Raw genomic sequence first — 23144 nt, 5'->3', positions numbered from 1 at the left:
GTTGCATGACGGCGCATTGGAGCGGGACATGTCATTTCGACGGGGAAACGACGCAAGGCGGCGCTGGCGGCTATCGGCAAAGCTGCTGATCGCGGCGTCGGTTGCGACCGTTCTCGGCTTTTCCGCGGTCTGCGCCGGCGTGATGTTCGACATGCGCCGCGGCGAGGAGCAACTGGCCCGCCGCACCCTGGAGAATCTGGCGTCGGGCATCGAGGCCGATATCAGCCGCAACATCGAGCTCTACGACCTGTCGCTGCGCGCGGTCGCCAGCAATCTCGAGATGCCGGAGATCCGCAATATCAGCAAGGAACTGCGCCAGCTGATCCTGTTCGATCACGCCGCGACCGCAAAACATTTCGGTGCGATCCAGGTGTTCGACACCAAGGGCAATTTGACCATCGACGCGGCGAGCCTCGATCCGCGGCCGGAGAACCGCAGCGACGAGGAGTATTTCACGGTCCAGCGCGACAATCCCGATGCCGGCCTTTACATCAGCCGGCCGATGCTGCATCGCGGCGCCTACGCCATCGTGCTGAGCCGGCGCATCGTCGACGACGAGGGCCGCTTCCTCGGCGTCGTGGTCGGCTCGATCCGCTTCAGCTATTTCCACGATCTGTTCGGGCGGCTGAACCTCATGCCGGGCGACACCATCACCGTGCTGCGCAACGACCGCACCATCATCATGCGGACGCCGTTCGATCTCGATGTGATCGGCAAGAACCTCGCGGAGCAGCTGGACTGGAAGGCCGAGAACCTGAAGGCGGGCCGCGCCTTCTCAGGCAAGGGCCCGGTCGACGACATACCGCGGCTCTATGTCAGGCGCAGCAGCTCCGGGCCGCTTTACGTGGTGGTCGGCAAGCCGCTCGAAGCCGTTTTCAACCTCTGGCGCACCGAGGCCATTCGCATCGGCGCGATCATGGCGTTTCTGATCCTGTTCGTGCTCAGCGCAACGCTGGTGCTCGCCCGCGAGATCGTCCGCCGCGCCGACGCCGAGGACAAGCTCGAGGAGATGGCGACCACCGACGCCCTCACCGGCCTGAAGAACCGGCGCAAGTTCGACGGCGAGATCGAGCGCGAATGGCGCCGTGCCGGCCGCTACGGCCAGCCGGTCGCGCTCTTGATGATCGATGCCGATCATTTCAAGGCCTACAACGACACCTATGGGCATCAAGCCGGCGACCAGGTGCTGGTCGGGATCGCGATCTGCATTTCGGATGCGGTGCGCCGCGCCGGCGATTGCCCGGCGCGCTTCGGCGGCGAGGAATTCGCCGTGCTGCTGCCCAACATGACCGCGCTCGAGGCCTTCAACCTGGCCGAGACCATCCGCCACAAGGTCCAGCAATGGTGCGCGGGCGAACTGATCACGACAGTCAGCATCGGCGTCGCCAGCATGCGGCCGACCGCGGGCCAGCAATGGTCCGATCTGATCGAGGCCGCCGACAAGGCGCTCTACGCCGCCAAGGCCAACGGCCGCAACCAGTCGGTGCTCGCAACCGTGCCGAAGATCGCGCTGGTGGCGTGAGGGGCCAAGCGGCTGCAAAATGCCGGGCTTCACGCGCATTAGAGTTGAACGCGGAGCTCTCTCCACATCGTCGTCCCTGCGAAAGCAGGGACCCATAATCACAGGGCTTCGTTGTCGAAACGAGCTGTGGCTCCAGCGTTACGCAGCAGCAAGCATCGGTGGTTATGGGTCCCGGGTCGCGCTGCGCTTGCCCGGGACGACACTGAGTTTGTTGCAGCGTCGAGACTGATACACACGCACGCCGCCTCAGCCCCGCCGCTTCTTCTTTGGCTTCTTGCCGAACTTCGGCTTCGCCGACACGTCCGGCCACTGCGTGTGTCCGGCGTGGCTGGACTTGCCCGGATGCTTCTTTTTCTTTCCGAACCGCGGCTCGTCGCCGGATTTCGGCCTGAAGCCTTTTCCGTCCCGATCGGATCGGAACGAGTCCCTGGATTCCTTTTTTGAAGCGTGTTCCTGACGCGAACCGCTCGCGCCTTCGCTCGAAAATGCTCTGGCGTCGCGGTCCGGCGTGCCGCGCCGCTTTCCTGCACCCTCGGCGCGCGGCGCGCTGTATCCGACGTCGTCATCGTCGCGCCAGGGCTTGCGCGCCGGCTTCTCGCGCACCTCTCCCTGCGGCGCGCCCGCCAGCGGCTCGATGCGGATGCTGTCTTCCTTGTCCGGACGCTTGATCTTGACCGCGAAGGAATCCGCGACCCGCGCGGCGATCTCGAACTCGGTGGTCGTATCCATGATCTTGATCGCGCCGATGTCGCGCTTGTCGATGCCGCCACGGCGGCAAATCATCGGCAGCAGCCAGCGGGCTTCGGCATTTTTCCGGCGTCCGATCGCGGCGCGGAACCAGACGGTCGCCTCCTCCATGCCATGACGCGCGGATGACTTGCCGGTCCTCGATCGCGGCCCGGCGGCACGATCATCGCGGCGCGAGGCGCGCTCACCGCGGCGATCGTCGCGGTCCCGACCGCGGCCCTCGCCGGGATCGAGAATGTCTTCGGGCGCAGGCAGCCGCGCGCGGTAGAGCCGGGCGAGCGCTGCGGCAATCGCCTCGGGCGCGCGTTCGGCGAGCAAAGCCTGCGCCAGCGCCAGATCGTCTGATGTCGCCTCTTCGGAGAACACTGCATCCTGCAGCAGGCGATCATGGTCGAGCTTGCGGATCTCCTCCGCCTGCGGCGCGGAGCCCCAGACCACATCGATGCCGGCGAGATCGAGCAGCAATTCGGCGCGCCGCCGCCGTGCCGGGGGCACCAGCAGGATGCTGACGCCCTTGCGGCCGGCGCGGCCGGTGCGGCCCGAGCGATGCTGCATGACCTCCGGGTCTTTCGGCAGATCCGCGTGAATGACGAGATCGAGGCTCGGCAGGTCGATGCCGCGCGCCGCGACGTCTGTCGCGACGCAAACCCGCGACCGTCCGTCGCGCAACGCCTGCAGCGCCTGGGTCCGCTCGTTCTGGGTCATTTCGCCCGACAGCGCGGCGACGGAGAACCCGCGCTCGAGCAGCGCCGCCTGCAAATGCCGGACGGCCTCACGGGTGTTGCAAAACACCAGCGCGCTCGGCGCCTCATGGAAACGCAGCACGTTGACGACGGCGTGCTCGACATCGTCGGCGGCTACCCGGATGGCGCGATACTCGATATCGGCATGGCCGCCTTCGTCACCCGCGACCTCGATCCGGAACGCCTGCTCCTGATACTGCTTGGCAAGCGCGACGATGCCGCGCGGAAACGTCGCCGAGAACAGCAAGGTGCGGCGGGTGTCCGGCGTGGTCTCGAGGATGAATTCCATATCCTCGCGGAAACCGAGATTGAGCATTTCATCGGCCTCGTCGAGCACGACGACCTTGAGTTCCGAAATGTCGAGACGGCCGCGCCGCAAATGGTCGCACAACCGGCCGGGCGTCCCGACCACGATGTGGGCGCCCTCGGCAAGCTCGCGCTGCTCGCGGCGCGGATCCATGCCGCCGACGCAGGAGACGACGCGGCCGTCGGCGTGTTCATAAAGCCAAGCAAGCTCGCGCTGGACCTGCAAGGCGAGCTCGCGGGTCGGCGCGACGATCAGAGCCAGCGGGGCGGCGGCCGGCTCGAACCGCTCGGCGCCGTCGAGCAGGTCCTTTGCCATCGCCAGGCCGTAGGCAACGGTCTTGCCCGAGCCGGTCTGGGCCGAAACCAGGAGGTCACGGTCGACGGCGTCGGCCGCGAGCACGGCGAGCTGCACAGGGGTCGGTTGATCGTAGTTGCGCTCAGCCAAGGCGCGGGCGAGCGGCGAACTTGTGGTCGGAAAGGGCACGAGATGGGAAACCTTGACTGGTCCGGGCGCAGAACGTCGAGCGGGACGACCTGGAGCTGCGTACCCGGCAAGCGGCACAGCCGCATGACGATTTGGGGTGCTTTACGCCAAGCAGCGCCAAATCGCCATGCCCCATCGCAGAAAAGCTGGTGCGCGGATCAGGCGGGCTGCCCGATCGGGCCGTAGGGCCGGTCAGTGCGATGGCGGGTGACGGCTTCGCCTGATCCGCAAGGCCGTCCGATCGCCGAGAGCCGCCGCTACTTGCCGCCTTGGCGCATCTGAGAGGTCAAGAGGAACGAGAACGGGACAAGCACCGTCGCGGGACTCCCCGGACGCGGCATCACTTCGCCTTGAGTGCCTTCTCGTGGCTCTCGAGCGCCGCTGTCATCAGCTTCGGCAATTGCGCGGCATAAACCTCGATGAAGGTGGCATCGCCGCAGGCCTCCGGATCGCGCGCGGCCTGCTCGGCGATGCGCGCAGCCCTGGCCTCGCATTTCGCGAACATGTGCCAGAACCAGTCCGCGTTCTTGCCGAGTGCCGGCTTGTTCTTCTTGATGACGGCGGCACCGACCGCGCTCATCGCGCTGACGATGCCGGCGCCCAGCGTGCTGATGGCGCGCGCGTTGAGGATGTCCTCGCGCCCTTGCGCGGTGGCGTTGGTCGCGGTCGCTCGTCCCTTGGCCCGCATGCTGTGCGCTCCTTCGATCCCTGCGGCGGATGCAGCATCGGCCGCGGAAGTTGAGGAAAGCTCAAGGGGCATGGTTGAAAACCGCTATGGATTTCATTCCGGTTTTATGCGCTTCCGAGCGATCGGACCTGGAGGGGCGTTTTGCCTCTCCTCCGCACGGGAATCCGTCAGGTGCCGTTACCCTTTGGCGCCGTAGCGGCGGATCAGCTGATCGGCGACATCGTCGAGATCATTGCCGACGACCTGCGGCTGCGGGCCGACGCCGAGGACATCGTTGCCGGGACGCTTGATCAGCGCGGCCTCCCAGCCGGCCGCGACCGCGCCCAGCGTGTCCCAGGTGTGGCAGGCGATCAGGCAGAACTCCGAGGGCTTTGCCCCGAGCTCCTTCTCGACATAGCCATAGGCCTGGCGTGACGGCTTGTGGTGCTTGACGCCGTCGGCGGAGAAGCGCCGCTCGAACAGATCGACGATGCCGCCATGGGTCAGCTGCCGGGTCTGTACTTCGAGCAGATTGTCGGTCAGCGTGAACAGACGGAAACCCGCCGCGCGCAGCTTGCGCAGCGCGCCGGGCACTTCGCCGTGCGGCGGCAAGGTGGAGAATTTCTCGGTCAGCTCCTGCTTGTCGGCATCGTCGATCCTGATGCCGCGGGTGTCGGCCAGCATCTTCATGACCGCGGCGCCGATATCGGTGAACGGCACGTAGCACCCCGCGACGGTAAGCGAGGCCGAGTACATGATGAAGTTGGCGAACCACAGCCGCATCGCGCTCTTGTCGTTGAAGATGCGCGCGAACACCGGCTCCATGGTCTCGAGGTCGAGCAGGATTTCGTTGACGTCAAACACGATCAGGGGAAGTGCCGCCATTTTGTTGGCCTCCGTTGGTTGGTCTTTTTGCTGGTCTCAGCCCCTTTCCTTCATCCGGCTGCGGTGCGCGGCCTGCTTGGCGCGGTTGCCGCAGATCGCCATGCTGCACCATCGGCGCGCACGCGCCCGCGTGTGGTCGGCGAACATCAGCGTGCAGGCCGGGCCCTCGCACGCCTTGATGTCGGAAAAGCTTTCCTCGCAGACGACCCTGGCCATCGTTTCCCCGATCGGCAGCAGCAATGTTTCGGCCGAGCGCCAGCGCCGCGTCCGCTCCAGCGCGAAACCGTCATGGCCGTCATCGCCGTCCCTGTGGCGATGCGCCACGATCTTGCTGAACGCCTGATCGCTTTCCAGCAGCCGGTTCAGCGGCTCGAGCTCCTTGAGCGCGCGAGGCGCCAGCGGCCGGCCCATATGCTTGCGCACGAAGCCGCGGAACCATTCGCGCAGATCGCGGGCCTGACCGGCGACATCGTCGAGCTCGCCAGGCGTCGCGTGCGCCTTGATCTCGTCGAGCACATCGGGCGGCACCAGCTGCGCCTGCGCGAGCCAGCGCAACAGGCCGTCGCCGTCGCCGATCCAGTCGACCGGCGTATCGACCGGGGTCGCGATCGAATTGATGAAATCGAGGCCCAGGCTGTCTGCGATGAACATCGCGGGCGGATGGGATTGCACGGTGACGCCCTCCTGGCGGCTTCCTCAGTCGCGCCAGTAGTAACCTGATAAAATCCATTTGACAAGTTACGCACATTGGATCACAAGCGTAGTAACCTATCCAACTGCATTTTAGCGGTTACAGCCGGAATCGGCCTGAAACGAGGGAGCGGATAATGTCGAACAAGGATGTCAGGGTGGTGCTTGCGCATGGCGCGTGGGCCGATGGCTCGAGCTGGGCGCGGGTGATCACGGCGCTCGATGCAGAGGGCATCATGGCGGTGGCGGCGCCGCTGCCCCTCACCTCGCTCGCCGACGACGTCGCGGCGCTGAACAGCACCCTGGACCGCGTCGCGGGCCCGGTGGTGCTGGTTGGTCATGCCTATGCCGGCGCCGTGATTGCCGAGACCCGCTCGCCGCGCGTCAAGGCGCTGGTCTATGTCGCGGCGCTGGCGCCGGATGAAGGCGAGACGGTCGCCGACGTATTCTACCGTCGGCCGCCGCATCCGTTCGCGCCGAAGCTCGCGCCCGACGCCAATGGCCTGATCTGGCTGCCGGAGTCCGCTTTCGCAGCGGCGTTCGCGCAAGGCGCGCGGTCCGAGGACCTCGCGGTGCTCGCCGCGGTGCAGCGGCCGATCTCGCCGGCCTGCATCACCGTGCCGGTCGGTCGCCCGCTGTGGAAGGACGTCCCGAGCTGGTTTCTGGTCGCCGAGGACGACCGGATGATCGCACCCGAGACTCAGCGCGGCATGGCGGCGCGGATGCAGGCGACCGTGCGTTCACATCCCGTCGATCACGCCCCCATCGTCACCGCGCCGAAGCTCGTCACCGACATCATCCGGGAAGCGGTCGAGAACGTTACAGAGCACTGACCTCTTCCCACGATTTCGGACAGGAGAGCTGCCATGCAGGAGAAACGTCTCTCGGCCGACCGGCTCGGCGCGTTTTCCGATGCGGTGATCGCCGTCATCATTACGGTGATGGTGCTGGAGCTGAAGCCGCCGGAGGGCTCGCGATTCGCCGACCTGTTGCCGCTGTGGCCGACCGCAATCAGCTACGCCGCAAGCTATCTGTTCATCGCGGTGATCTGGGTCAATCATCACCATCTGCTGCATCTGGTGCGGCAGCCGACGCCGCGGCTGATCTGGCTGAACTTCGTGCATCTGTTCGCGGTCTCGCTGCTGCCGTTTGCCACCGCGTGGGTCGCGCGATCGCACATGGCCGCCGCGCCGGTAGTGGTCTATGCGGTGATCTTCCTCTTGATCGACCTCGCCTACCTCGCCTTCGAGCGGGCCGTGCTGGCGCAGGCGGACCAGAGCCTGATCTCCGAGCGTGTGCGGACATGGACGCAGCGCCGCACCTTGCTCGCCGTGCTGGTGTTCGCGGCCGGCGCCGCCATCGCCCCGTTCATGCCGCTGCTGGGCTTTGCCACCGTGTGCTGCGCCCTGCTGCTCTATCTGCGTCCCGAAGCGATCAGCGGGCTCGCGAAGCAAATCAGATCCTAAGTCTCAGTACTCACCAACGCACGACCACAAGGAGTGACAGATGTCTCAGGTCAAATACCGCACCGCCGATGTCGACGGCTTTAACATCTTCTATCGCGAAGCCGGTTCGCCCGGCGCGCCAAAGCTGCTGCTGCTGCACGGCTTCCCGAGCGCCGGCCACATGTTCCGCGATCTGATCCCGCAGCTCGCGGACAAATTCCACATCGTGGCGCCGGATTTGCCCGGCTTCGGCCAGTCGGACATGCCGCCGCGCGACAAGTTCAACTACACCTTCGACAGCATCGCCGGCGTCATCGATCGCTTTACCGAGGTGATCGGCTTCGATCGCTTCGCGGTCTATGTGTTCGATTATGGCGCGCCGACCGGCTTCCGCCTGGCGGTCAAGCATCCGGCGCGGATCACGGCGATCATCTCGCAAAACGGCAACGCCTATGAGGAAGGTCTCAGCGACGGCTGGACCCCGATCAAGGCCTATTGGAAGGACCCCTCGCCGGCGAACCGCGACGCGCTGCGCGCCTTCCTGACGCCGGACACCACGCGCTGGCAGTACACCCACGGCACATCGGATCCGGCGGCGGTGTCGCCGGACGGCCAGAACCTCGACAACTACTACATGGCGCGGCCCGGCGCGCACGACGTGCAGCTCGATCTGTTCGGCGACTACAAGAGCAACGTCGCGCTCTACCCGGCCTTCCAGACTTACTTCCGTACCCACCAGCCGCCGTTCCTCGCGGTGTGGGGCAAGAACGACCCGTTCTTCCTGCCGCCGGGCGCCGAGGCGTTCAAGCGCGACAATCCAAAAGCCGTCGTCAAATTCCTCGACACCGGCCACTTCGCGCTGGAGACGCATGCCGCCGAGATCGCGCAAGCCATTCGCGAGTTCCTGAGCCGCTGACTCGAGTGCGCCGATCCATCGGGGAATGCACATGACCACATCCGTCGCCATCGTGACCGGCGCCAGCTCCGGCATCGGACACGCCACCGCGCTGCGGCTCGCGCGGGATTTTTCCGCCATCGTCCTCGTCGCGCGCAGCGGCGAGAGGCTGCGCGAGGCAGCTCAGGAGATCGAAAGTCGCGGCAGCACTCCGTTGGTGCTCGAGCTCGATCTTGCCGCGCCTGATGCCGCTGACGAAATCGTCAAGGCCACGCTGGATCGCTTCGGCCGCATCGACACGCTGGTCAATGTCGCCGGCGCAGTGGCGGGGCTCGATTTGTTCGAGCTGACCGATGCGCAATGGGACGCCGGCCTCGCGCTCAAGTTTCACGGCGCCAGGCGGCTGACGATCCGCGCCTGGAACGCGCTGAAAGCGTCGCGAGGCGCCGTCATCTTCACGTCAGGCAATGCCGCCATGCTGCCCCGCACCGGCGCCGCCGCAGTAGGCACGATCAACGCTGCGATCGAGGCACTTGCAAAAGCCTTCGCCGAACGCGGCATCGACGACGGCGTGCAGGTGAACTGCGTGTCGCCGGGCGCCGTGATGACCGGACGCCGCCTTGCGATGCTGGAGAAGGCCGCGGCGGCCAGGCAGGTCGATATCGACACCGCCAAGGCCGGCTTCCTCAGGCAGGCCGGCATCAGGCGGTTCGGCGCGCCGGAGGAGATCGCCGACCTCGTCGCCTATGCCGTGTCGCCGCCGGCGCGCTGGATGACCGGCGCCGTGCTGCGCATGGATGGCGGCGAGTTCAGGACGGTGTGAGGTCGCCCGAGCTGGTGTCGATGCGCGCCGTCATCACTTCGCCCCCTGCGCGGGTACATACTTACGGTAAGTCGAGGCTAACGGTTAGCTCCAAATGAAACGGCGCTGCTCCGATCGAAGCCGCGCCGTTCAAGTCGTCTTGCCGCAAGTGCAGGCGCTTAAGCGCCCGTCACGCGCCAGATCACGTTGCCGACGTCGTCGGCCACCAGCAGCGAGCCGTCGGGGCCGAGCGCGACGCCGACCGGGCGGCCGTACGACACCTTCTCGTCGGGCGCGAGGAAGCCGGAGAGGATGTCGCGCGGCGGCCCTGCGGGACGGCCGTCCGCGAACGGCACGAACACCACCTTGTAGCCTGACAGCGTCGAGCGATTCCACGAGCCGTGCTGGCCGATCACCATGCCGTCGGGGAATCCCGGCAGCGTGCCCTGCGGCATCCAGCACAGGCCGAGCGAGGCGGTGTGGCCGCCGAGCGCGTAGTCCGGCTGGATCGCCTTGGCGACCATCGCCGGATCCTGCGGCACGCGGTCGTCGACCGTCTTGCCCCAGTAGCAATAGGGCCAGCCGTAGAAGCCGCCGTCGCGTACCGACGTCAGATAGTCCGGCGGCGTCTCGTCGCCGAGGCCGTCGCGTTCGTTGACGACGGTCCACAACACATTGGTGGTCGGCTCCCACGCGATGCCCACCGGATTGCGCAGGCCGCCGGCGAAGATGCGGCTGGTGCCACCTGCGAGATCGAGCTCGTAGATCGCGGCGCGGCCTTCCTCGACCTTCATGCCGTTCTCGGCGATGTTGCTGAGCGAGCCGACACCGGCATAAAGCTTCTTGCCGTCGGCGCTCGGCAGCAGGCTGCGCGTCCAGTGCCCGTCGGGCCTGAAGCTGACGAGCTTGCGTCCCGGCGCGGTGATGCGATCGGCGCCCGCGGTGTAGGGAAACGCCACCACGCCGTCGGTGTTGCCGACATAGAAGGTGTCGCCGACCAGCGCCATGCCGAACGGCTGGCTCAACCCCTCCATGAAGGCGCCGCGACTTTCGGCGACGCCGTCGCCATCGCGGTCGCGCAGCAGCGTGATGCGATTGGCGCTGACGCCGAGCGCCGCGGCGCGCCGCATCGTCGCCTGCATCGCGTAGTGGAAGACGCTGCGCGGCTTTCCTGCGATCTGCGTCGCCTCCGCGATCAGCACGTCGCCGTTGGGCAGCACGTTGATCCAGCGCGGATGATCGAGCCCGGCCGCAAAGGCGTTGACCTTGAGCCCGGGCGCGGCGACCGGCTTCTGGTCCCTGTCCCAGCCCCGCGCCGTTGGCATCTTGAGCGTCGGGATCGCGCCCTGCGGTTTGGCCTGCGGGATTTCTGGCGCGCTACCCCAGGCCGGCGCGGGCTGCGCGCCCTGCATCCGCCGCCACGCCAAGGCGCCGGCCCCGATCGCCGCGACGACGCGGGCAAAAACTCCAGACGTGCTCATGAACTTCCCCTGTATTTGCGCCGTGTTAGCGCGCCTTGCCGGCCGGCCGCGCCCCCTGCAGCATTCGCATAATGCCGGCCCTGATGACAGTAGTTATACGATCTTCGCAGCCGCGCACGAATCGGGGAGACTGGCCGCACGCTCCCTTGTCAGGGCGCTTTCCTCCCTGAGACCTTGCCCGCCGTAGTGGCGGGCTTCCTTTTCCGAACCGCCCCGGGTTTTCGAGGCGCCGCTCGCGCATGCGCCGTTATAGCCATATAAGCATAACGGGCCGGCGACGGATGCATCCTGCCGGGCGGAGCCCGGCAGTGCCCTCCCGGAACACAAGCCCCTTCACAAGAACCTGATCCCACGCTCGCGCAGATTTGCCTTTGCGAGATGCATGGCAGATCAGGAACGCCGCTCCATGGCGGTCGTTGGTCGGGACACCAGCAAGGAGAGTGTGAATGCAACGAAAGACCAAGATATTGTCCCTCGCCGCGGCGTCCCTGATCGCAACAACGGCAGGCGCGTTCGCACAAGGCTATTATCCTTACGGGAACCCTGGACCGAGATACTATGGCGGCCCCCGCTATCAGGCCGTGCAGCCTGATGTGATGTACTCTCCGGCGGAGCCGGGCTGGTACGGTTCATTCAACGGCACCAACCACCCGACGCCGAGCTCGACTCAGGGCGACGTGGGTCCTGAAGGGAACAACAATGGTACGCTGACCGGTGTCTACAGGCGCTGGTAGGCGCGCGAATTTAGGGCCCGTCGCTCGCTTGGGCGACGGGCCTTTTTGCTGTTCCACGTTCCACGTATGTAAACGTGGGAACGTGAGGATTGACGTTGCTGCCGAGGCGTTACTTCACCATCGCGCCGTAGACGATGTCCTGCACATTCTCGCGATAATATTTGCGCAGCTCGCCCGGCGCCGCGGTTCCCACAACGACGACAAGGCGCTCCTTCGGATCGCAGAAGAATTGCGTGCCGTACGCGCCGTTCCAGGTGAACTCGCCGGGATTGCCCGGCACCGACGCCAGCCCCTCGCCGGTTCGCACTGCGACCGACAGCCCGAAGCCGAAGCCGCCGCGATGCGGTTCGACCGCCGCGACGTTGTTCTTGATCTCTGGCCCGAGATGGTTCGACGTCATGTGATGCACCGTCTTGGGGCTGAGGATGCGCTTGCCGTCGAGTTCGCCGCCATTGAGCAGCATCTGCCCGAAGCGCAGATAGTCGCCGACGGTCGCGAACGAGCAGGCGCCGCCGCAATCGAACCTGGTCGGCGTATCGAGCAGCTTGATGGCTTGCGGCTTGCCGGTGAGCGGATCGTTGGGGAACGGGCGCGCCAGCCGCGCGCGCTGCGCATCGGCCGGGTGGAACGTCGCATCCTTCATGCCGAGCGGCTTCCAGACATTGGCCGCGAGATAATCGCCAAGCCGCTGGCCGGAGACCTTCTCGACCACGGCGCCGAGCACGTCGATCGAGAAGCCATATTCGAACTCGGTGCCGGGCTGGTGCACCAGAGGCAGCTGGGTGATGCGATCGATGAAGGCCGCCGTGTCGCCCTCGACCGCCGGCGCCGTGCCGTCGGGATAGAGCCGCGCCAGCGCGCTCGAACTGTCGGGCCGGCCGCCATACATCAGGCCGGAGGTGTGGCGATAGAGATCGTGGATGAAGATCGGCTGCGCCTGCGGCTCCATCTTCAGCGAGCCGTCCGCTTGCTGCACGCCGACCTTCATGTCGGCGAACGCCGGATAGAACTCGGCGACCTTGGCCTGCAGCGGCAGCTTGCCCTGCTCCATCAGCGTCAGGCCTGCAACCGCCGCCATCGGCTTGGTCATCGACGCCAGCGCGAACACCGCATCGATCGGCATCGGCGTGCCCTTCACCGGATCGAGCTGGCCATATGCCTTGTAATGCACGAGCTTGCCGTCGCGCGCGATCGCCACCACGGCGCCGGGCACGCGCTTGGCCGCGATCTCGCGCGCGAAGAAGTCATCGAGCCGCGCCAGCCCCCGCTCCGAGAAACCGACCTGGTGCGCCGACGTTTCCGGAAGCGGCGCGGCGTGGGCGATGCTGAAAGCAAGGCTAGTGGCAGCGGCAGCCGCGGCAATAACGGTTTTTCTCATTGTTTCCTCACCGGGGACCGCGAGCGATTTGTTATGGCGTTGGTTGCCCGCAGCTCGCAGGATTAGATCACGCCGGCAAGGGCGACAAGACTTCGCGGCGCGCGGCCGCGTCACGCAGGTGCATGCCTTGCCGGGCGAAGAATGGTTCGACCACGTGCTCGAACGTCTTCAGCGCCGCGCCGATCGCCTGGTGCATGTCGAGATATTTGTAGGAGCCGAGCCGGCCGCCGAAAATGACGTTCGGATGCGACGCCGTCATGGCGTGATAGGACGCGAGTATCGCGCGGTCGGCGGCGGTGTTGATCGGATAATACGGCTCGTCGCTCCGGCTCGCGAAACGGGAATATTCGCGGTAGATCGTCGTCCGGCCTTGCGCATGCGCGCGCTCCGGATGCAGATGCCTGAACTCGTGGACGCGGGTGAACGGCACCTCGGCGTCGGCATAGTTGATGACCGCGGCGCCCTGGTAGTCGGCGACGTCGTGCACCTCGCGCGCGAAGTCGACGGTACGCCAGCCGAGATGGCCGCAGGCATAGCCGAAGAAGCGGTCGATCGGACCGGTATAGACCACCAGCTGCCGCGGATTGATGCGGTCGGCGACGTCGAAATAGTCGACACCGAGGTGGACCGCGATCCTGGGATGATCGAGCATCCGGCGGAAGATCGCGGTGTAGCCGTCGAGCGGCATGCCCTCATAGCGATCGGCGAAGTAGCGATCGTCGAAGGTGAAGCGGACCGGCAGGCGGCCGATGATGTCGGCCGAAAGCTCACGCGGATCGGTCTGCCACTGCTTCTGCGTATAGCCGCGGATCAAGAGATCGTAGAGCGTGCGACCGACCGAGGCAATTGCCTTGTCCTCGAGATTGCCGATCCCTGCGGCGCCGTGCGCGGCCGCCTCCGCCGCGATCACGGCGCGGGCCTCGTCCGGCGACACGACGCGCCCGAACGCAGCGCACACGGTCGCAAGGTTGATCGGCATCGAATAGACGCGGCCGTTCGCCACCGTGAAGACGCGATGGCGGTAGCCGGTGAACTCGGTGAAGCGGTGCAGATAGCGCCAGACGGTCTCGGAATTGGTATGGAAGATATGCGTGCCGTAGCGATGCACCTCGACGCCGCTGTCGGGATCGAGCTCCGAATAGGCGTTGCCGCCGATATGCGGACGGCGGTCGAGCACGCAGACGGAGCGGCCGAGCCTGCTCGCCACCTGCTCGGCGATCACAGCGCCGAAGAAGCCGGCCCCCACCACGACGACGTCGAAGCCATCAAGCTGCATGCGCTCTCGCCCCTCATGTCGGATCGCGACGGCGCCCGACGCAGCTTCAACGTGACGACACGGCCGTTTCCGGCGAAATAAATCCGCCCGTCAGGATTATTCCGAGCCCGGAACGGCCGGCTCGACCGTTCAACTGACAGCATGCAAAGGCGACGGAAATGCCCGCGCGAGCAGCCACACCATCAAGCGCGGAGGTCCCATGTCCGTGATCTGCGTCCTGTATTCCAGCAACACCACCTATGACTCGCTGCGCGGCATCCTGGCGATGGCGGCGGCGGAGCTCGACCGGCTCGGGCACGAGGTCAAGATGCTCGATCTGCTGGCGCCGGATTTCTCGGCCCGGCTCAACGCCCTGCTGCCGCGGCGCGCCGAGACCATGGCGCTCGGCTTCTCCGGCATCGGACTCGATATCCACACCAAGGACGGCAGATTGTTCTGGGACGTCGCCCAGATTCCCGTCTTCACCTGGTTCTGCGATCACCCCTGCTATTTCGCCAGGCGTCACGGGCTCGAGAGCCGCTACACCGCGCATGGTTACGTGTTTCCGGACCATGCCGCATTCAACCGCGATCATCTGGGAGCCAACGGCGCCGTGTTCGCGACCCATATGGGTATCCCCAATCCTGGCTTCTTCGGCGACCTGCCGCCGGAGAAGCGCAACGGCCGGCTGGTCTTCGCCAAGTCCGGCTGGAATCCGCTGGCGCTCGAGCGCGGCTGGCGCAAGACGATGCCGCCAAAACTGTTCGCGCTGCTGTTCGATGCGATCGCCGAGGCGCGCGGCAAGACCTGCGGCGCGTTTCCGAAGATCATCGTCGACGTCGCCGAGCAGCATCTGGTCTATCTGAAGCCCGGCGGCGACCTGTTCAACGTAATCCTGACCCGGCTCGACAACTACACGAGGGGCATGCGCACCCGCGAGGTGGGCGCGGTGCTCGCCGACTATCCGGTCGACTTCGTCGGCGGCGGCTGGAGCGATCTCGACGTCAGCGGGCGTCCAGCCCGCGTGCTGGGCGCGATGACCTTCGATGCGATGCGCGAAGGCCTCGGCAGCTACCTTGCCGCGGTCTCGCTCAATCCCAATATCGACTTGTCGGTGCATGACCGGGTGTTCTTCGCGCTCGGCGCCGGCACCGTGCCGGTGTTCGACGCCAACCGCTTCTCGGCCGCGGAGATGCCGCATCTCGCCCGCTTCAGCTTCGGCCAAGACACGACCAGCATCGCCTCCGCCGTCGAGGCCGTGCTGGCCGATCCGTCAGCGGCGCAGGCGGCGGCCGCGACCACCTTGCGCGAGCTTTATCCGCGCTTCTCGATGCAGCGGTCGGTGCAGGACATCCACGAGATCACGATGTCGATCGCGGGCGCCGCCGGCGCCAGTTTGTTGCCGGCCGAGCCGGTGCCGGCCGGCGTCTGGACGCCGAAGCAGGCGGCCTGATCGCGCAGCCATTTTCATGGCCGCGTCGCGCCGGCTGCGGTACTCTGCGCCCGTCACCTCCGATCGGGGCCAGCATGAACCGCCGCGCGTTTGTCTCGGGACTGGCCGTTGCCGCGACGCTGGCGGGCTTCGCCGCGCCGGCTGCGGCCGACGGCAAGCGGGTGGCGCTGGTGATCGGCAACGGCGCCTACAAAAGCGTGCCGGCGCTGTCCAATCCGCCGAATGATGCCGGCGATATCGCCGCCGCGCTGCAGCGTCTCGGCTTCGCGGTGACGCTGATCACCAATGCAGGCTTCGACGAGATGCGGCGCGGGCTGATCGCATTCGGGCGCAATGCCGCCGGCGCCGACATGGCGGCGGTGTACTTCGCCGGCCACGGCATGGAGATCAACGGCGACAACTGGCTGATCCCGGTTGATGCCGAGCTGAAGCGCGATACTGACGCCGCCAATGAAGCGATCAGCCTGCAAAGCGTGATGCTGCAGGTCTCGAACACCGGAAGTCTCGGCCTCGTCATCCTCGATGCCTGCAACAATCCGTTCGCGGCGAAGATGAGCCGCTCGCTCGCCACCCGCGCCACTGCCGGCAGCGGGCTCGGCCGCATCGAGCCGGTCGGCAATGTGCTGGTCGCCTATGCCGCGCGCGACGGCACCACCGCGCTCGACGGCGACGGCCGCAACAGCCCGTTCGCCGCGGCGCTGCTCCGCAGTATCGAGACAACGGGCGCGGCTCCTACGAGGTCCGCGACACCATTGCGGTGATCACCGGCAAGCTCGGCACCGGCTATTGGAAGCGGAATGGGGAGTGATTGGGCGCGGCGCGACGGTGCAGCCGGAAGCGTCGCCCTCTCATAAGTCCAGTTCACCCGTCGCCGGATAGACCACCGTGCCGTCGCCCTGGACGACGGCGCCTTCGGTGAGGCGGGCAGGCTCGAGGCGGCCCTCCCCCATGATGTGGAGGACGGTCTCGCCTGACGCGATGAGATAGTCTGCCACGATGCGGCGGTGGCAGCGCCACCACACGGCTTCCGAGCACATCATCGCACAGCGTTGCCGGTGCCCTTCCTCGCGCAGATGCTGGAGCGCCGCGTGAAACTGCGGCGACAACGCATAGTCGGCGTAGTTGTGAAAACTCTCGTTGCTCCAGAACCCGTTGATGGACGGCGGCACAGTTCGCGCCTTGCCGCGGAGCCCGCCGAGATCGGCCAGATGCTCATACGAAATGCCCGCGGCCTGAAGCGGCTTGGGCAGCGTATCCTTGTTGAACTGCGGATTGGTGCGCGACCGCGGTACCGTTCGGATGTCAACGATACGCTCGATATTGGCCGCGCCGAGGAGCGCGATGAAATCCTCGAGGCTGCGGGTGGAATGACCGATCGTGAAGAACGGAAGTGCCACGTCTTTGCTAGGCATGATGCAGCGCGCTGCCCTTGTGGGCCGCGACGTGATCGGTCTTGTCGCTCTTGATCTCGTATTGCGGATCGGCCTCCGAGGCGCGGTGGGTGTGCCCCTTGTAGTCGAAATCGCTGGTGTGGACCGCGATGATGGTGCCGGAGACGCGGCCGGCCTCGGAATTCCAGCTGACGTGATCGCCGACCTTGAATTTCCCGGCCATGTTCGAAGCCTCCTTCAGGCGCGGAATTGCTCGTACGAAGCGCCACCGCACGTGAGCAAGTTATATGGCTCAACGCACAAGCGGAACGGAAGATTCGGTCAGATTTCCTCGTCACATTGACCGATCCGGTCCGAGATCAACGACATTCGCCGACCATCGGTCGAGCGAGCTGCGTTGGTGTGGCATCCTTGCCTGACGCTTTTCACGGTGCGAGTATCTTGCGTGGATCCGCGCAATCAAGTTGCCGCCCTGCTCGGATATTCTCCTTGAAGGGCCGCCGCGGAGCCAATGCCGACATTGGTCACGATTGCCCTCGCTTGCAACATCGACATGCTAAGAGGGTGAATGCGATCGACGGGGCAGTACCTGACATTGCCGACGAGCGGCGTGGGCGCCTGCGGGACGAAGACAACCGCCCAATCGTTTCCGAGTGTCTCGAGGAGATACCCGAGTTGCCAGCCGCCGTCGACGTTCACCAGCACTGGCTTGAACTCGTCGCTGGCGCTTTCAGCCTGAGCAAGGCCTTGAGCCATGCTCTTAACCATCTGGTACTGCGGAAGACCGCCAAGAAACGATTTTTCGACCCATGCGCTAATCCGAGAACCAGCTTTGGTTCGCGCGACGATGCCGGCGAGGAACGATACCAGGATCAGCAAGACCACGGCCACGACTGTAACAATTCCAATGCCTGCAACTTTTCCGATCTGATCGAAATGAAGAGCGTGAGAGACCGGAAGGGCGGCCTTTACTGCCACACGCATCGCGTGGCCAAGAATCGCCAGCACAAGAGCGACGGGCAGGAGAAACAGTGCGCCTCCAATCAACGTCGTTTTCAAGAACTCTTTCATTGCCATGGCCCATCCATTTGCAGACACCAATTGAACCAGGCCTTTCGCCAACCACGACCGCAACCTCAGAATCTCGGCCGCTGCCCCTTGATCACGTGAACGGGCAATGCGGCGAGACACCCTCGTCTCGTCGCACCGGTTGCCTCCGGGAGCTGCTGATCATTTCTCGTTCTTGAAGAGAACGTCGATGGCTTGGATCACCTTGAGCTCCGGGTGGGCCTTGCAATACACGATGACTTCGTGCTCGCCAGATTTGGTTCGCGTAATATGGGCAAAATGCTTCTTCGCGAGGCCGTTGTACCAGCCACTGTACCAAACTGCGAGAAAGTCGGCGTCCTCCTGATAAGTGTTGGCGAGTTGCGCGCAGGTCAAAGCCTGAACATCAATGAACCCTTTCGAATCCATGTAGGTCGAGAGCGGGACCTGGGCATGAACAGAAGCAATCGAGATGACGAGTGCGCCGAGACCAAGCCCAATCCGGCTCGCGATGGATTTGCATTTCATGATCTAGTCTCCTCTTGATTTTGGTTCGCCACCCAAGCCGGCGAACACCTAGAACACGCCTCGCCGCGCTAAGGCGCGGCGCAATAGTCCCAGTATCCCTGGCTCATCCCGGAATCGGACCAGAACCAGCACATGTTTGTCGCCGGCGGCGCGGGTGCCACACCGACTGTCGTCGCCGCGATGACGGTGCCAAGCGCAATTCCGCCGACGATCGTCCCGTAATACGGGCACGGAGCCCATCCGCGAACGGGGCGCGCCACGACGGTCGTACGCCTGTTGATATTGACGTTGACGTCCTTGCGCACATTGACATTGCTGCGCTTCACATTGGCCGCCCGGTGGTTGACGCTGGTGTTGCGTTTCACATTGCCTGCGCTGCGCGGCTTGGCATTCGGATGCGGGCGAGCGCCGCCCGCATGGGCACCGCCCCCGCGATGGACAGACGAGAAGTCGGTCGGCATTGCTGCTTCGTTCCGTGCCATGGCTGTTCCCGAAAGCGAACAGCAGAGAAACGGAATGGCCAAGCACAATCCTGCAAGAGATGTCTTCACCGCACCGGACTTGTTCGTCTCCATGTCTTCGACCCCCGTGGTTGAACCGCAATACCGATCATTTCTGTGATGGGTCGGCCGTTGCGCTCGCCGGAGTGGGCGAACGAAGCGACTCGTAGGAGATGTAGTACTTGTAGATTTTACCAACGTATTGGACCGTCTCCCGCCCGACGATAGCGGCCGCACCGTTCTCGACGTTGCCGAACCAGACGGTCGGATCCAGGCCGTGCTTGCTCGCGTAATCGCGGAAGCGCTTGAGATTTCCCGGACCTGCATTGTACGCAGCCAAGGCCATGAAGACACGCTCGCGCGGATCGATGACCGAAGCGTCGACATACGTGTCCGCCAGGTAACGTAGATACTTGGAGCCCGCGTGGATGTTGGTGTCGGCGCTGGCCGTGACGCCGGCGATCTCGATCGGCTTCTCTTTTGCCGTGCTGGGCTTGATCTGCATGATGCCGGTGGCGCCGGACGCATTGTGGCAGGCCTGGTCGAGCTCTGACTCCTGATAGCCCTGTGCAGCGAGCAGCACGGGGTCGATAGAGTATTGCACCCCGTACTTTTCGAAAGATCCGCGCAGCGCCTTGAACTTCTCCGCCTCGGTATGCGCGAGGGCGTTCTTCAACGGCTTCGCCATCTTGAAATAGCGCGCGCGCAGGTCGTTGCCGAATTCGGTTCCGATTTTGTGAGTATTGACGAATTCAGCGAGCTCCCTCCTAAGCGCCGGACTGTCCTTCCGGATCGCCCATGCGATGTCGCCGCCTTCGTTGAACGAGATATCGTCGCGTACCGTCAGCCCCTTCACGAGGCCTGCCCACGCCCGCGCCTTGAAGCGGTCGATGACGGCCCAGGGTAACAGGCCGGTGCTCACCATCTCCAACAAGTCCTCGTCCTCGAGGTTCTTGTCGGCGGGCTGGACGATGATGGGCTCCAGCCCCCTGGCTTTCCGATCTGCATTGATCGCGAGCAAATGCTCGAAGTAGCTGCTCGACTCCCTGACGTGGATCGTCTTTCCACCGAGGTCGTTCAGCGAACTGACGCTCGGGGCCGCAGATCCCGTCACGAGCACCTCGCGAACACCGGATGCCCAGGGATCTGCGAAGTCGACCAGCTTGCTTCGTTCCGGCGTGACGGTAAGCAGACCGGCGGCGATGTCGCCTTTACCGGCTGTCAGATCGCTCAGCAGCCTGTCTCGCGGCGTCGGGACGAAGCCGACATAAATCCTTTCTTTCTTCTTCCCGTATCGCTTGTTCAACCAGCTTTCGAACTCCGCGCCCAGTTCTGCCTCGAAGCCGAGCGTCTCCCCCTTGTCGATGAAGAATGATGTCCTGTCCGTCGGCAAAAGGATACGCACCATCTTGCGCTTCAGCATGCCGTCGAAGTCGCCCTGCCAGACCTTTAGCGCAGGAAGTGCGAGCACCCTGGGATCCGCGACCGCGGGACCGTTTGCGGCACCGACCGTCACGATGACAGAGAGGGATACCGCAAGGCGGCGAGTAAATCGATGTATCAAGTAAGATTTCATTTGATCCAAGCCACCATCGCAAAGTGTGATTTGAAGCCTGAAGTACTACGTCGTGATCCGGCGGTGCCGGCCGGCAGAAACCAAGAATTTCCTTTCTATCGTCCTTCGCGCGGCCTGGTGTGGCCGAGCGCGGTCTGTGATGATCACGCCACTCAGCGCCGGCGGCCACCTCCGTGGAAGCCGCCTCCGCGGAAGCCCCCGCCAGCACGCATGCCGCCGCCACCGCCGCGATGGAAACCACCGACGCCGGCCCGCATGCCGCCACCGCGGATCGCGGCCGGCCGGCCGCCACCGGCGCGTCCGCCGGCGCGCGTGTGCGTGACGCTTCTGTGCGAGATCGCAGCGCGATTGCCCGCGCGCGTATGGGCGCGGGTGACGTTCCGGCTGCTGGCCCTGCGGGATACGCTTGCACCGCGATTGCCGGCGCGTTGCGAGACCGCGGTCTTGGCCCGGCCGGCACCCGCATTCGAGACCCTGCCGCCGGGAGCACCGGTGCGATTGCGCAGCGCCTCGCGCGCGGCGGGGGTATTGCCGCTGCCGAACCGCCTCGCCACGCCGGCATCGCGATAGGCGACACCGCCGCGATGCGCCGGATTGTGGGCCCAATTGGTGTTTCTGATGTTGGTGCGGTTGAACTGGTTATAGCGGTTGACGTTGACATAGACGCTGCGGCCCCACCAGTTGCAGCCGCCCCAGATCGCAGCGCCGACGGCCACGCTGGCGGTGAAGCCGATCACGCCCGCGGCGACATAGCCCGGCGGAGACCAATAGAACGGCTGGTAGTCGGGATAATCCCAGGCCCCGTAGACGACACCGGGATCGTAGACCGGGACGTAATACTGGTCGGGATCGACCGGCTCGATCGAGATCGCCTGCTGCATGCCGGAGGGCGCGGTCACGCCGGCGGGAGGCGCGCTCTTCGTCACCTTCTGCTGCGGCGTCGACTTGAGATTGCCCGCGGCCTCGGCGCGCTGGCGCAGGGTCTGCACGGCGCTCATCACGTCCTGCTCCTGCGCGAGGAAGGCGTCGCCAAGCTGCTGGGTCCAGTCGAGCTTGTCGTTCATCATCTGGAGGACTTGCGGCACCGCCGCGAGGGCCTTGACGCTCGGATCCCACGACTGCTTCTGCATGGCGTCTTCGAGCGCCTTGCCGGTGACGGTCTTGTTGTCTTGCGACCAGCGCGCCGCCTCGACGACTTCCAACGGATAGGTCGACGCCATCAGGATCTGCGACAGCAGCGCGTCCGGATAAAGCGCGATCGGCGCGACCAGTTGCTCGATCTGTCCCTCCGGAAGCTTGCTGGCTGGCAGGGCCGGTGCCGGCGCGGCGGCCTGGTCCTGTGCCGGCTTCTGGTCCGCGGGTGCCTGCGCGTATGCCGGGCCCCCGAGCATCAGGCCAACCGCCAGCGCTGCGCTCGCGAAGGTAAGCCGACGCGTTCCCGGAAGAAGTCTTGTCATGATGCCTCCTCGTTCTTCGTCTCGCTTGCATCACCGGCGGCGCTGGCGTGCTCCGCGGCGCCGGGCGTCAGCGATGCCTACGCAGTCATCCGGCCCCTACGCAAAACGGAACATGCGTTTCCAGTCGTCTTTCATGCTGACCACGATCCAGCCGTTGGAGTTCGCTGCATCGAGCGCCTTGTCGAGTTTACCGAACGAGGACTTCCGATCGTATGCATACTCTCGTTCGGCGTCAGTGTGATGCACGATCAGGCCAAAACGTTTCCCCGATGATTGCGTCGCCCATTGCAGCATCTGGAAGTCGCCGTCTGAATTGCCGAAAGCCGCGATCGGCCGGCGGCCGATATGCGAGTTGATGCCGACCGGCTTGCCGGGTCCGTCGTCGACGAGATCGATCGCAGGCAGGCGGATCAGTGACGGCTTCCCCTTGTCGATCTCGAACTTGGTCTTGATGCTCGATCCCACGACCTGCTCGGGCGGAATGCCATAGACCCGCTCGCTCCATGGTCGCATGAACTCAATGCCGCCGCCCGAGACGATGAAGGTCTTGAAGCCATTGGCCCGCAGATAGGCGAGCAGTTCCAGCATCGGCTGGTAGACGAGGTCCGTATATGGCCGATTGAATTTCGGGTGACGCGCGCTCGCGATCCAATCGCTGGCGATTTTTTCGAACTCTGCCGTGGTCATGCCGGCATGCGTCGCCATGATCAGTTCGACCAGGCCTTTCTCGCCAGCCTTGGCGAGGGAAGCGAGATCGTTGTCGAGCACGGCCTGGAAGGGCTGCTTGCGTCTCCATTCCGGGTGCTTGCCGGACAACGCTTTCACCCGATCCAATGCAAATGCGAGCTGGACATACATCGGCTGCTCGCACCAGAGCGTGCCGTCATTGTCGAATGTCGCGATGCGCTCCGGCACCGGCACGAAATCCGGTGTTCCCTCCCGCGTCACCGCGGCGACGAAGTCAAGGATCGACTTCTTCGACCGGCCCTCATTCCAGGACGGCAGGGGATCTTCCTGCGCAAGCGCATGATCGCCCGAGGCCGCTGTCGCAGCCGATATCAGAAGACCTGCAAGGACCGAACGACGACCGACCGGATTCCCCGTCATGAGTCCCCCTTTCCTGTTCTCACATAAAGCAAGTCAGAACGGCCCCGCGTT

At 65.1% G+C, this 23144-nt stretch carries 23 protein-coding genes; 8 read left to right on the top strand and 15 right to left on the bottom strand.

Annotated elements, in window-relative coordinates; genetic code table 11:
- Positions 1–28 precede the first annotated feature (28 nt).
- Positions 29–1522 carry a GGDEF domain-containing protein gene (locus tag QA639_RS04930; protein WP_028333679.1) on the top strand — a complete coding sequence of 498 codons (1494 nt, stop codon included), beginning with the start codon at positions 29–31 and terminating at the stop codon, positions 1520–1522.
- A gap of 246 nt (positions 1523–1768) precedes the next feature.
- On the opposite strand, the gene QA639_RS04925 is transcribed toward QA639_RS04930, so the two are convergent.
- The 4 genes from QA639_RS04925 to QA639_RS04910 all read right to left on the bottom strand — a co-directional run bounded on the left by QA639_RS04925 (position 1769) and on the right by QA639_RS04910 (position 6005).
- Positions 1769–3802 carry a DEAD/DEAH box helicase gene (locus QA639_RS04925; protein WP_283089296.1) on the bottom strand — a complete coding sequence of 678 codons (2034 nt, stop codon included), beginning with the start codon at positions 3800–3802 and terminating at the stop codon, positions 1769–1771.
- Positions 3803–4142: 340 nt separating this feature from the next.
- Entirely contained in the window at positions 4143–4490 is a 348-nt protein-coding gene (locus tag QA639_RS04920) for a hypothetical protein (protein WP_283089295.1), read from the bottom strand.
- 177 nt (positions 4491–4667) lie between these two features.
- Positions 4668–5354, bottom strand: coding sequence for a haloacid dehalogenase type II (locus tag QA639_RS04915; protein ID WP_283089294.1), 687 nt, complete (start codon positions 5352–5354; stop codon positions 4668–4670).
- Between the two features lie 36 nt (positions 5355–5390).
- Positions 5391–6005 (bottom strand): CGNR zinc finger domain-containing protein, encoded by a 615-nt coding sequence (locus QA639_RS04910; RefSeq protein WP_038377385.1) that lies wholly within the window; start codon positions 6003–6005, stop codon positions 5391–5393.
- A gap of 176 nt (positions 6006–6181) precedes the next feature.
- On the opposite strand from QA639_RS04910, the gene QA639_RS04905 reads away from it, so the two are divergent.
- Genes QA639_RS04905 through QA639_RS04890 form a run of 4 tightly spaced genes read left to right on the top strand, consistent with a single transcriptional unit; the run spans position 6182 to position 9207 of the window.
- On the top strand, positions 6182–6877 hold the full coding sequence (locus tag QA639_RS04905; RefSeq protein ID WP_283089293.1) for an alpha/beta fold hydrolase: 696 nt from the start codon (positions 6182–6184) through the stop codon (positions 6875–6877).
- A gap of 33 nt (positions 6878–6910) precedes the next feature.
- On the top strand, positions 6911–7510 hold the full coding sequence (locus QA639_RS04900; protein WP_028333685.1) for a TMEM175 family protein: 600 nt from the start codon (positions 6911–6913) through the stop codon (positions 7508–7510).
- A 40-nt stretch (positions 7511–7550) separates the two neighbouring features.
- Positions 7551–8405 carry an alpha/beta fold hydrolase gene (locus tag QA639_RS04895; RefSeq protein WP_050382276.1) on the top strand — a complete coding sequence of 285 codons (855 nt, stop codon included), beginning with the start codon at positions 7551–7553 and terminating at the stop codon, positions 8403–8405.
- A 31-nt stretch (positions 8406–8436) separates the two neighbouring features.
- The gene (locus QA639_RS04890) at positions 8437–9207 is read left to right on the top strand and encodes an SDR family oxidoreductase (RefSeq protein WP_028333687.1); all 771 of its coding nucleotides are present in this window, start codon (positions 8437–8439) and stop codon (positions 9205–9207) included.
- A 158-nt stretch (positions 9208–9365) separates the two neighbouring features.
- Here the strand turns inward: QA639_RS04890 and QA639_RS04885 are convergent, their stop codons facing one another.
- Entirely contained in the window at positions 9366–10667 is a 1302-nt protein-coding gene (locus QA639_RS04885) for a PQQ-dependent sugar dehydrogenase (RefSeq protein ID WP_283089292.1), read from the bottom strand.
- Between the two features lie 446 nt (positions 10668–11113).
- Between QA639_RS04885 and QA639_RS04880 the strand changes: the two genes are divergently transcribed.
- The gene (locus QA639_RS04880; RefSeq protein ID WP_075969423.1) at positions 11114–11401 is read left to right on the top strand and encodes a hypothetical protein; all 288 of its coding nucleotides are present in this window, start codon (positions 11114–11116) and stop codon (positions 11399–11401) included.
- Positions 11402–11510: 109 nt separating this feature from the next.
- Here the strand turns inward: QA639_RS04880 and QA639_RS04875 are convergent, their stop codons facing one another.
- A complete protein-coding gene (locus QA639_RS04875; RefSeq protein ID WP_283089291.1) occupies positions 11511–12779 on the bottom strand; it encodes a serine hydrolase domain-containing protein in 1269 nt (422 codons plus the stop codon).
- A gap of 67 nt (positions 12780–12846) precedes the next feature.
- Positions 12847–14055, bottom strand: a complete 1209-nt coding sequence (gene glf, locus QA639_RS04870) for a UDP-galactopyranose mutase (RefSeq protein WP_283089290.1) — start codon at positions 14053–14055, stop codon at positions 12847–12849.
- Between the two features lie 199 nt (positions 14056–14254).
- Here glf and QA639_RS04865 point away from each other — a divergent pair, with 199 nt between their 5' ends.
- Together QA639_RS04865 and QA639_RS04860 are read left to right on the top strand one after the other, a co-directional pair.
- On the top strand, positions 14255–15487 hold the full coding sequence (locus QA639_RS04865; RefSeq protein ID WP_283089289.1) for a hypothetical protein: 1233 nt from the start codon (positions 14255–14257) through the stop codon (positions 15485–15487).
- 74 nt (positions 15488–15561) lie between these two features.
- Complete coding sequence (locus tag QA639_RS04860; RefSeq protein ID WP_283089288.1) at positions 15562–16248, top strand: caspase family protein; 687 nt, start codon at positions 15562–15564, stop codon at positions 16246–16248.
- Positions 16249–16335: 87 nt separating this feature from the next.
- On the opposite strand, the gene QA639_RS04855 is transcribed toward QA639_RS04860, so the two are convergent.
- The 8 genes from QA639_RS04855 to QA639_RS04820 form a co-directional block, all read right to left on the bottom strand.
- Entirely contained in the window at positions 16336–16899 is a 564-nt protein-coding gene (locus tag QA639_RS04855) for a DUF488 domain-containing protein (RefSeq protein WP_428841136.1), read from the bottom strand.
- Positions 16892–17101, bottom strand: coding sequence for a hypervirulence associated TUDOR domain-containing protein (locus QA639_RS04850; RefSeq protein ID WP_028333694.1), 210 nt, complete (start codon positions 17099–17101; stop codon positions 16892–16894). The genes QA639_RS04855 and QA639_RS04850 overlap by 8 nt, the downstream gene beginning before the upstream one ends.
- A gap of 236 nt (positions 17102–17337) precedes the next feature.
- Positions 17338–17955: a DUF502 domain-containing protein gene (locus tag QA639_RS04845; RefSeq protein ID WP_157344158.1), complete on the bottom strand. Its 618-nt coding sequence runs from the start codon at positions 17953–17955 to the stop codon at positions 17338–17340.
- A 153-nt stretch (positions 17956–18108) separates the two neighbouring features.
- Complete coding sequence (locus QA639_RS04840) at positions 18109–18453, bottom strand: HdeA/HdeB family chaperone (protein ID WP_038377387.1); 345 nt, start codon at positions 18451–18453, stop codon at positions 18109–18111.
- A 68-nt stretch (positions 18454–18521) separates the two neighbouring features.
- A complete protein-coding gene (locus QA639_RS04835; RefSeq protein ID WP_283089286.1) occupies positions 18522–19028 on the bottom strand; it encodes a hypothetical protein in 507 nt (168 codons plus the stop codon).
- Between the two features lie 34 nt (positions 19029–19062).
- Entirely contained in the window at positions 19063–20424 is a 1362-nt protein-coding gene (locus tag QA639_RS04830; RefSeq protein WP_283089285.1) for an MltF family protein, read from the bottom strand.
- Between the two features lie 257 nt (positions 20425–20681).
- Positions 20682–21986 (bottom strand): DUF3300 domain-containing protein, encoded by a 1305-nt coding sequence (locus tag QA639_RS04825; RefSeq protein WP_157344164.1) that lies wholly within the window; start codon positions 21984–21986, stop codon positions 20682–20684.
- 96 nt (positions 21987–22082) lie between these two features.
- A complete protein-coding gene (locus QA639_RS04820; protein WP_157344166.1) occupies positions 22083–23093 on the bottom strand; it encodes an HAD family hydrolase in 1011 nt (336 codons plus the stop codon).
- Positions 23094–23144: the final 51 nt, after the last annotated feature.

The sequence above is a fragment of the Bradyrhizobium pachyrhizi genome (assembly GCF_029714545.1).
Lineage (GTDB): Bacteria > Pseudomonadota > Alphaproteobacteria > Rhizobiales > Xanthobacteraceae > Bradyrhizobium > Bradyrhizobium pachyrhizi.
This window is presented reverse-complemented; position numbering and strand designations above follow the sequence as displayed.